Origin of the sequence: Deinococcus marmoris (genome assembly GCF_001949125.1) — a bacterium.
In the GTDB taxonomy this organism is placed as follows: Bacteria; Deinococcota; Deinococci; order Deinococcales; family Deinococcaceae; genus Deinococcus; species Deinococcus marmoris_A.
Window position 1 is genome coordinate 1 of sequence record NZ_MSTI01000136.1, and the last position, 10025, is coordinate 10025.

10 protein-coding genes are annotated in these 10025 nt (G+C 62.7%); 9 read left to right on the forward strand and 1 reads right to left on the reverse strand.

From position 1 onward, the window contains the following. From BOO71_RS19445 to BOO71_RS19485, 9 genes are all read left to right on the forward strand, one after another. A partial coding sequence (locus tag BOO71_RS19445) for a TetR family transcriptional regulator (protein ID WP_075835182.1) occupies nt 1–560 on the forward strand: 560 nt, incomplete at its 5' end. A 166-nt stretch (nt 561–726) separates the two neighbouring features. After that, nucleotides 727–1116 (forward strand): transposase, encoded by a 390-nt coding sequence (locus BOO71_RS19450; protein ID WP_075835184.1) that lies wholly within the window; start codon nt 727–729, stop codon nt 1114–1116. A gap of 15 nt (nt 1117–1131) precedes the next feature. Further along, complete coding sequence (locus BOO71_RS19455) at nt 1132–1497, forward strand: hypothetical protein (RefSeq protein WP_075835186.1); 366 nt, start codon at nt 1132–1134, stop codon at nt 1495–1497. A 201-nt stretch (nt 1498–1698) separates the two neighbouring features. Next, nucleotides 1699–4836, forward strand: coding sequence for a hypothetical protein (locus BOO71_RS19460; RefSeq protein ID WP_075835188.1), 3138 nt, complete (start codon nt 1699–1701; stop codon nt 4834–4836). A gap of 591 nt (nt 4837–5427) precedes the next feature. Continuing rightward, entirely contained in the window at nt 5428–5973 is a 546-nt protein-coding gene (locus BOO71_RS19465) for a cupin domain-containing protein (protein WP_175607486.1), read from the forward strand. A 206-nt stretch (nt 5974–6179) separates the two neighbouring features. Next, nucleotides 6180–6959 (forward strand): RICIN domain-containing protein, encoded by a 780-nt coding sequence (locus tag BOO71_RS28455; RefSeq protein WP_217694913.1) that lies wholly within the window; start codon nt 6180–6182, stop codon nt 6957–6959. A gap of 404 nt (nt 6960–7363) precedes the next feature. Next, nucleotides 7364–7972, forward strand: coding sequence for an RCC1 domain-containing protein (locus BOO71_RS19475; protein WP_075835192.1), 609 nt, complete (start codon nt 7364–7366; stop codon nt 7970–7972). A gap of 368 nt (nt 7973–8340) precedes the next feature. After that, nucleotides 8341–8931, forward strand: a complete 591-nt coding sequence (locus tag BOO71_RS19480; RefSeq protein WP_075835194.1) for a hypothetical protein — start codon at nt 8341–8343, stop codon at nt 8929–8931. Between the two features lie 175 nt (nt 8932–9106). After that, nucleotides 9107–9739: a hypothetical protein gene (locus BOO71_RS19485; protein ID WP_075835196.1), complete on the forward strand. Its 633-nt coding sequence runs from the start codon at nt 9107–9109 to the stop codon at nt 9737–9739. Here the strand turns inward: BOO71_RS19485 and BOO71_RS19490 are convergent. Continuing rightward, nucleotides 9726–10025 (reverse strand): transposase family protein (locus BOO71_RS19490; RefSeq protein ID WP_139323061.1); only part of this gene is annotated, 300 nt, incomplete at its 5' end. The genes BOO71_RS19485 and BOO71_RS19490 overlap by 14 nt on opposite strands.

Below are 10025 nucleotides of genomic sequence, written 5' to 3' on the forward strand. Positions count from 1 at the left end.
TGATGAAGCGCGACGCTCAGGCCACCAAACAACGGATTTTCGAGGCGGCCACGGCAGAGTTCGCCCAGTACGGCATCGCCGGGGCGCGGATTGACCGGATCGCGGCGGCGGCGGGCAGCAATAAAGCCATGATCTACACCTATTTTGGAAGCAAGGATGAGCTGTTTGACGCGGTGGGTGTGGAGCAGATCAGCCGCCACATGAACGACGTGCCGATGGACGCCCACGATCTGCCGGACTACGCCGCAAAGGTGGTGGAGCATTACCGCCAGCACCCGGAAATCATGCGACTGGTCACGTGGGCCAGGTTAGAACGCGGGCCAGAGGCAGGCAAGCTGACGGGCCTGCTGGACTCTTACGGACGCAAAGTGGAGGCAGTGGCCCAGGCCCAGCGCAGCGGCGTCATCAGTGACCGGTTTCCAGCCGCCACGCTTCTAGAACTGATCCTGGCCCTGATTCAGACCAACGCGGGACTCAGCACTGCTCCTGACGACGAAAAAGAATTTCAGCGTCGTCAGCAGGCCATCCAGGCCGCAGTGGCACGGCTTGTTCAGCCCTGAGCAACCAAGTCATGACCACCCGTAAATGCAATTGAAAGGCGATACGACACTCTGACAGGATGGGGTGACGACAAGATCGATACTGGTGGCGAAATCGGAATTATTCGGCTGGCACGGCAAAATTAGAGTGATAGCTGTATGCGGCAAGGGAAGCGCACACTGGGTTATGAGCCTGCATCCTCAACCGTGGGGTGATATCCCCGAAGAAACCGTCCGGGTCGCGCGTGCTTCGTTTCCAAAAGGCATCACGATTATGCGGCTGCGCGACGAGTTCGGCGCGCTGTATCAAGATCAGGACTTCGCGGCCCTGTTTCCGCGCCACGGCCAGCCCGCCTGGTCTCCCTGGCGTCTGGCTCTGATCACCGTTTACCAATTCATGGAGCAACTCAGTGACCACGGTGCTGCGGATGCCGTCCGGGGCAGGTTGGACTGGAAATATGCGCTGAGTCTGGAATTGGATGATTCCGGCTTCGACCATACAGTGCTGAGTGAATTCCGAACCCGTCTGGTGCAGGGAAATGCAGAGCTGTTGCTGCTGGATCACATGCTCTCCTGAAACCGGGAGAGCGGCTTGCTGAAGTTGCGCGGAAACCAACTCACGGACTCCACTCATGTGTTGACCAGCGTCCGCGTACTGACGCGTCATGAACATCTCGCCGAGACCTTCCAGGCTGCCCTTAACGCGCTGGCGACGGTTGATCCCCTCTGGCCAAGGCCCTGGGTACCTGAGGCGTGGTTTGAGCGTTACGGACGGCGCATGGAAGAGTTTCGACTGCCCAAAAGCAAGGCAAACCGGGCGGTTTATCTTCAGCAACTGGGGCAGGATGGCTTTCGTCTCCTCGACGCTCTGGAACAGGACGAAGCCCTCGTTCAGCTCCAGTCCCTCACGGCTATTCACCTTCCGCATGCGGCCTGGCACTATCACTTTGAGCGCTAGCCGGACATTGTCCGGCTGCGAGATCCTGAGGAGTTGAAATGAAGCTCAGCGTTCAAACGAGTAACGCCCCCAGAATTCAGCTTGAATTGGTGGACAGGCCATGCTGTTTACCGCATCATGCCGTTAAGAACACGGCGATGAGATGGCGCAGGGCCTTCATAGGGGATCAGGCGCGGCTGGAGCTGGGTTCTGGAGGTTTGAATGGACGCCCGCAGTCAACACGTCGCCAATCGACTCCGGGGACTGGCCGCTCACCGTAGCGGCGTGGCCGTGGGCCTGTGGGGTGAGCCAGGCATCGGCAAAACGCATCTGGCACAGGCGCTGCTGCGGGTGACGCCGTGTCCATCGATCACGGTTCAGGCCACCCAGCCCCTGGAGCAACTCATTCTGGCGCTGCCCCGGCCCAGAAAGCCTGGCGTCTGGCTGGAGCAGTCTGTGGCTGGTCTGGAACAGGGGGCCAGCCTAAGCGCAGGGCACGCGGCTGAACTGCTCGCCGCGCACCTTGGAGCGGGTGCCCCGCTCGTCATCCTCGCCGAGAATCTCCACGGGTGTTCGGCGGCACAACTCCAGTCCTGGCAGGATCTTGCGGCGCGCGTGTCCCAGATCAGGGGCGTCGGGCTGCTGGTGACCAGCCGAACCCAGCCTCCCGGCGGTTTTGAGGCCGTGCGCCTCAGTCCCCTGAGCCGGGCTGAATCCGACGGGCTACTCGAATCGGAAATTGGGGGGTCCCTGCCCCACGAAGCGCTCGGCTGGATCTTCGAGCGGGCGGCGGGTCATCCCCTATTCACACTCGAATTTTTCCGCTTCCTGGCCCGCCAGGGCGTGATCTGGAACGACGGCCAGCATTGGCGCTGGCGCGCGCCTGAACGCCGGATGGTGCCAGGCACAGTCGAGGCGCTCATCGAGCAGCTCGTCGCTGGGGTGGCCGCCGCCCCCGGCCTGGAAGACATTATCCACGCCAAGGCACTCCTCGGCCAGGGTGTCGAGCCAGCCCTTCTGGCGCAGGTTGCCGGGCTAAGTGATCAGGCTGCCGTGACTGCCACCGCGCATCTGAGCCGGGAAGGCATCCTGCTTGAGGATGAGTTCGCTCAGCCCCTGTACGCTGAGGTGATCACGCGCGGCCTGACGGCCAGCAGGCGTCAGGTGTTGGCGCGCCGGGCAATCACCGCTTACCAAGCTGTCCCGCAGCGGGCCGCAGCCTTCGTGGCCGACGCAGCGCTTGACCCAGCGCAGGCCCTGAACTTGCTCACGCAGGCGGCCAGACAGGCCACTCAGGATCGACAGGAGGGCCAGGCCGCCCAGTGGCTGGTACAGGCGGTCAACTACGCCACGGGGCCGGAGCAGGCTGCCCTGGCGTTTGAGGCGGCCACAGCCCTCAAGGGAAGCGACCTGCCCACCGCCATTCGGCTGGGAGAACTGGCCCTGAAGATCACTCCCCACGACATTCTAACCATCGATCTGCTGGCTAGAATTTTTGCCACCCGTCGAGAGCAAGACCGGCTTGAACAGGTCTTGGCCCACCTCCCAGAGAGCGAGCAGGGCGAGGGCGGCCTGAGCCGTCAAATCCGGCTCAGGAGCATCATCGGCGATGATCAGGGCGTCGTCGAGCTGTTTGAGCAGCATCCAGAGCTGCTGGAATCCAATCCAGAAACCTGCTATGACATCGGCTGGTCCCTGCTGAATCTGGGCCGCGCCGATGAGGCTGATCATCTGGTGACAGTGGCCCAGCAACACCCGGCCCTGAGTGACCACACGGCGGCGCTGCTCAGCTACCTGCGGGGCATCCTGTGTGCCCAGCGCGCCGACAACGCTGGCGCAGAGGTCTTCTTTCGCCAATCTCTTGCCATTGCCCGAACCCTGGGGGAGATCCACAACATCATCAGCAGCCTGCATGCCCACGCCATGGTGCTCCAGGATCTCGGCGAGTACCACGCCGCCCTCCCGGAGCTTCAAGAAGCGGCCATGTTGAGTCTCCAGCGCGGGCATGTCGTTCAGTACGCCGAGGCCAACCTGGCTATCGCTGACCAACTGGTGTGGTTTGGAGACTATGACCGGGCAGAGGGCCTGTATCTGGAGAGTCTCGATATCCTGGAACGGCAACCACCGCACGGCTTCCTGATCGACGGGCTGAACGCGCTGGCCGAACTGTACCTGACCCTGGACACTGCTTTCAACGTGACCCTGGCCCGGAAATACGCCTCCGGCGCTCTGCGGGTCTCTAGGGCGCTGAACCATCTGGTGGGCCAGGCCCGCGCGACGCGGGTATTGGCGGCGACGCTGATTCATGATGGTCAGTTGACGCTGGCCGGGGAACAGGCCGAAGAGGCCCTGGCTCTGGCCACGTTGAGCGGACGGCCCCGGCAGCAACGGGAGGCCCTTCTGGTCATGTCCAGGGTTGAGCAGGCGCAGGGTGATCCAGCGCTGGCCCGCCAGCACCTGGGAGAAGCCCTCCAATTGGCTGTGGAGATCGCCGAGCCCTTTCCCACGCGGGTGATCGAACTCGAACTGTGCGCCCTCAACCATGAGACCAGCCGTGCCAGGGATCACCTGGAATGGTTTGAGCAGCGTGGTCTGCGGCACGGCGTTCATCTGGTGTACCGCCTCTTCCCAGGACTGGCCGGTAGGCTGACCGGCCAGAGCGCTCCCCCCGTTCCTGAATTCCGGCTCAAGGTACTGGGGCCGATGCGCTGGGAGTCTGTTTCGGGGGCGATTCCGGTGCGGGGCCGCAAACGCCAGGAACTGCTGGCCGCCCTGCTCGAAGCCCGTATTGAGGGACGGGCCGAGGTGCCGCGCCTGAGTCTGCTCGAATCGCTGTACCCGGAACAAGCCGAGGGGCGGGCGGGTCTCCTACTGGCCGATCTGGTGTATCAGGTCCGGGAACTCCTGGGGGCCGGGACCATCCTGACCACCACGGCTGGCTACGCCCTGGGGTCAGGCGTGTCCAGCGATGCCGAGATTTTTCTGGTGCACGGCGACACCCGGTTGTGGCGGGGATCGCCTCTGAGTGGATTAGATCCGGCGGCCCGCTCGGAAACGGTGCGCGAGGCGCTTTGCCTGATGTTGCAGAGGCAAGGTGAGGCACAACTGATCAGCGATCCCACCGAGGCTCTCCGGGTGGCAGACCTGCTGACGGACGCCGATCCCTACAACCTGGAGGCGCTGGGGCTAACCCTACGGGCCTGGCGTGGGGTAGGCAACCCAAAGGCACTGTCCCGTAGCTATGACCAGGCCAGGGCGCGGTTCCTCGATGTTGGCGAGCGGTTGCCGGAACACTGGGAAGATTGTCTGGCGACGTTGAACCCGCCCCAGGTTCTCGGCCTTATCCGCGCTGCAACCTGAACATCCGATCCGTTTCCGATCCGCCCTCCCCAACACTGCACTTCAGGGGAGGGCGGAGAGCTTGTGAAACGCCAAGACGACAATCCAGGTCTCAGAACACCGATCCGTTACCGGTTGTGTCCATGCTGCTCCCGCGCAGTGCCGGTCAGTTCGTCGGAGCGGTATTGCATCAATGACGGCACTTGGCTGATCGAAGCGTGTCCACTGTGCCGCGCTCCGATTGCCAGCCCTTACGCCAGCTACTGCTCCACCTGTGGTGAACCGCTTCTCAGGACAACCCAGGCCAGCGAGGAGGACGCCATGAATTCAGGCTAGATCCCGCGTTTGGCGTGGGAGGCGTCATAGGTTCCGCGCCGCGTCAACACACCCAGGTGACAAGGGGGGAAGGAAACCTCCCGTGGAAAGGAGTCAGCCTGGCCGTCACGAACCCCACCCCCTGGAAGGCGAGCGTGTCCCGGCCCTTCCCGTGCGTGATCCGGGGCAGGAGCGAGAGCCATGATCTGCCCGTCCCCGCTGAGAACAGCGGTTCTGCTGTGCGCCGCTGTCCTTTCTGGCGTCCGTCAGTTCGACAGCAAGATTGAGGAGATTTCCATGACCTATCAAAATGCAGAACAAAACGCCGCTTCCACCCTCTCGCGCCGTGAGCTGATGCACCGGGCCGCCGTTCTGGGACTGGTCAGCCTGCCCCTGGTGCGGGGCGCTGGTCTGGCCCAGACCACCCCGGCTCCTGCCCCCACGTCGCCTACCACCGGGGCCGCCGCCGACTACAAGTTGAGTCTGGCTGGCCTGGCCCCCGTCACCATCCTCCAAAACACGAGCGCCCGCAAGGGGAACAAAGCGGTCTGGCCGCTGCTGGCGGGCATCTCGATTGCTCAGGTGGAGATTCCACAAGGCACCTGGCGTTCGACGCATTACCACACCAACTCCTCCGAACTGGCGGTGATCGTGCAGGGCCAGGCCAGCGCCGGACTGCAAACGCCAGATCAGACATGGCTGGAACTGGAGCTGGCGGCGGGCGACTGCGTGTATTTCCCGCTCGGCTGGCCGCACTGGCTGCGGAACACGGGGAATGAAGTGCTGCACACGTACTTCAACTACGGGCATGAACAACCCGCCACCGTTGAAGTTCAGGACTGAAACGGATCTGCACCAGGGTTTTTTGCAAGGAGAAATCCGATGAACAGGGTACGCGCCACGTCTCCTCAGTCGGCCCCCGCCAGCAGACTGGGCCGCCAGTTCATTGCCTGCCCAGTCTGCTGGCCCCCCCGAATTTTTGCGCTGAGCGGCGCAGGCTTCAAAGACCCCTCGGAAAAACACATCGGCTCAACAGCCAGGAGGAACCCATGAAGATCACTATCCCCAGGACGCTAACCTTTCCCGCACGCTCACTTCTGCTGCTCGGCCCGGCGTTCGCGCTGCTGGCCGTGGTCGGCCCGACCGCCACCGCGCAGGCCTACGGGCCGGACACCTGCAAGTCGGGATACGTGTGGCGCGGGGCGAATCCCAGTGACCATGTGTGCGTGACCCCAGAGACACGGCAGCAAACCGCCAACGATAATGCCCATGCCGCTTCTCGGCATGATTCCAGCGGCACGGATACCTGCGTGAACGGGTACGTGTGGCGCGAGGCTTTTGCAGGAGACCGTGTCTGCGTGCTGCCCGCCGTGCGGACACAGACCGCGCAGGACAACGCGGTGGCTGGCACCAGGATCGCGACCGCCCCAGCCTCCAGCCCGGCTGCCCCGGCCCCCGGAAGTAACCAGACACTCCAGAACTTGGCGACGAGTTTCTGCCTGGACAGCAATGCTAAAGGGCAGGTCTACGCCCTGAAGTGTAATGGGGGGGCCTATCAGGAATGGCAACTTCGGGTGAACAGCGATGGGACACAGACATTTCAGAATCTGGCGACGAGTTTCTGTCTGGGAAGCGACAGTTTTAACGCCAAACTGATCTACGCCACAAACTGTAACGGGGGGTCCTACCAGAAATGGCGGTCCCTGGCAAACGGCGACGGGACACAGACCATTCAGATTCTGGCAACGGGGTTCTGTCTCGACAGCAATGCCGAACGGCAGGTCTACGCCCTACGCTGCAACGGGGGGTCCTACCAGAAGTGGCGCTAGCGCGGAAGCGTTCTTAGAACACAAGTGATCCAGACCTCATGAAATGACCATGCAGAGGCCGTGCAACGGGTGCCAGGTCAGGCGCTACGGGCCAGGGGACGGGCCGCCGAAGCTGAGGTGGTCTTGCTATTGCGGTGACGTAATTCGGAGAACTGCTCTAGAGCAGGCGTGGTCTCTGGCGACCGGGACAGGCAGAAGTCGAAAGTGATCATCAATCGGCAGCGACTAAAGCTGCACCAAACCTTTTTGTAAGGAGAAATCCGATGAATAAGGCATGCAACAAGGCTTCTCAATCGGCCCCAACAGGGTTCAACTGGGCAGGCGCTGAACCGGCGGCCCAGGCTGCTGCCCCCTCGCTGATGGGCCTCAGCCCCCGAATGCCTCTGTCTGGCCCAGGAGTCTGTATGACCAACTCCCTGGTCTTCCCCTCCCGCTCGTTGCTGACCCTGTGCGCCGCTCTGCTGACGGCCTGCGGCCGCACCAATAACACCGCGCCGCACAGCGACTCTACCCTCAAGAGCATCGTCTTCAACGCGGTGGTCAAGCGGCCCGGCAGCACTCCGCAGACCTTCAAGGTGGTGGGCGGCCAAAGCCTGCCGGTGTACCTCGATCTGGAGCCACGTGACCAGACCGGCCACGCCCTGCCCATGACCGCTCTGGACAACCTCAAGCCCTGCTCTGATCCGGCGGCGGTTCGGCTGAGCGACATCAGCACGGCCCGGCACCCGCACCGCTTGAGACTTCAGTTTCTGGCGAGAGGAACGCAGAACATAACGTTCGTGACGGGAACGGACTGCACGGCGGCGGGCGTGAGTGTGGCGCTCAGGGGAACGTTCTTGCAGCCTCACTCGACTCCTGCAGGGGATAAAACCTACAGTCTGGCCCTCAAGGCCGACGGCACCGTCGTGACATGGGGGCGGAATGACTACGGGCAGCTTGGCAACGGCAGAACAACGGCGAGCGCTGTACCCGTCGCCGTGAATCTTTCCAGCGTCGCCATTCCCGTACCCTGAGCCAAAGAACAGGGCGGATTCTCTCTGCCGCGCGCTCCCTTTCACCACTTTGCCATTACCTGCGAGCCAGACCAGCCGCCCAGGGTCCAGGTCAGGATGACTCAGCTCTGACCCAGGTGAGCCGCGCGCTCCGAAGTGGCTCAGGAGCCAGAGCATCGTTGACGGCGTGATGCCCGAAGTGGCGCCGGCACCCGGCCTCCCGCTCAGAGGATGGGGTGCGGTGGGTAATAGACGTGAGACGGAAGTGGACCACCGCTGCGGCAAAGAACGTACGCCCCGGAAGAGGGCCGCTATTGCCGCTCCCTGAAGTCAGCGCCACCCTTTAACACTTCTCCGCACAATTCCCTGGATCAGAAAGGAGAGCCAGTATGCTCAAGCCCGTTCCGCCCGTGTTCAGGTATCGCCGAGTCTCCCGGCGGTTCAACGCCCTGTTTCTCGCTGCCCTACTGCTCGCCGGATTGTTGAGTCCAGCTCTCGCCGTCTCACCTGGCGGCGGGAACCAACGGCCCTCGCTGGAAGGCTGCGTCGGCGACACGCTCTTCAACGGCGTGTGGCGGCTGAAAGTCACCAAAATCGAGCGCATCGTCAAGGACGGCACAACACCCAGTTGGGGGCTGACGGTCGAGGTCCGCAACGGCACGCGCACCACCATGACGCTGACCGACGCGGGTGTCAGTTACAGCGGGGACGGCATTCAGCTCACCTTTCCCGACGGCACTGCCCTGTCCGTGGACCCCTTGGAGGTGCAGAAGCTCACCCTGACCAAGGTGCAGCAGGGCGGCATGCTCCGGGTTCAGCTCAACTTTTATTTCGATGCGGGTGTAAAGGCCGGACCCACCCCCAGCAAACTGCTGTTCGAGATCGATCCCAGGGGCATCGGGTTTAGCGAGCAGCAGCGCGGCGTCGCCTTCACCACGCCCACGCCGAGTTTCCGGGTGCAGCTGGATTGCCCGCACTGAACGCGAGACGGCCCACACGCCGCTGAGCTTTGGCCCTATCCGGGGCGGGCGGCGAGAGGGAACCGCACCCGCCCGTCCACAACAGACGTTCCTAGATCAGGTGAACGCATCAATCTTCCAAGGGCGTACCGCCTTCGTCCCGTCCCACCCGTCCCACTTCAAGACAAGGAGCGCCATGAACAGAATTTTGCTGCCCGCCCTCACGCTGCTCGCCATGGTGTTCGCCGGCTGCGGTGGATCGCCCTCCTCACCAGACCCCGGCCCCACGCCAGACCCGGCTCCCCCGCCGTCCGTCATCATTCCCGAAACCACCAAAGTTGCCGACGCCAGCACCCGCGCCTCGCTGACGGCGTACAACGGCGACACTGGTGAGATGCGGTTTTCCAAGAGCAGCCCAATACTCGCCAAACTGAAGAGCGGGGACGTTCTGGTTTCGGAACCGTCGAACGCCGCGCCCTCGGGTTACCTGCGCAAAGTCCAGGCGGTGCGGCAAGAGAACAGTGAAGTGGTGCTGGATACCACCCAGGCCAGACTCGATGAAGCCATCACCGAGGGGGAGCTGCATGCTGACTTCCAACTGAACGGCGACGACCTGTTGCGAACCGAGGGGCTGCCCAAAGGAGTGACCCTGACCGCCAACCCGGCCAGCCGCCTGAATGCTCAGGCCGGTGTTGGAGACAACTACAATTTCAGCTTGCATTTTGACCATACCTTCGTGCCGATCCAGGGGCCGAACGCCACCGGCACCATCCGGGTGAACGGCGGAGTGAACTTCAATAGACCTCTTGCGAAAGTCAGGCACATTTAGCGGTGGCGTTGCAGATGGCGGCGATGAGGTTGACTCGGAGGCTGAACCGCTTTCGCCGATGGCGATACGTTTCCTTCAACACTCGAAAAATCTTGATCCGACGAATGACATGCTCAACAGCGATTCTGAAGCGTGCCAGTCGAAGATTTTCTGCTTTCTGTGCCGGAGTGAGCTTGCGTTTCTTGCTCGCTTTGTGCGGTGTACGGCACAGCGGGTGTTGGTGTTGAACGCCCTGATAGCCAGCATCGGCAACCAATTCAGTTTCAGGGTGAATGGCGGTCTGGGA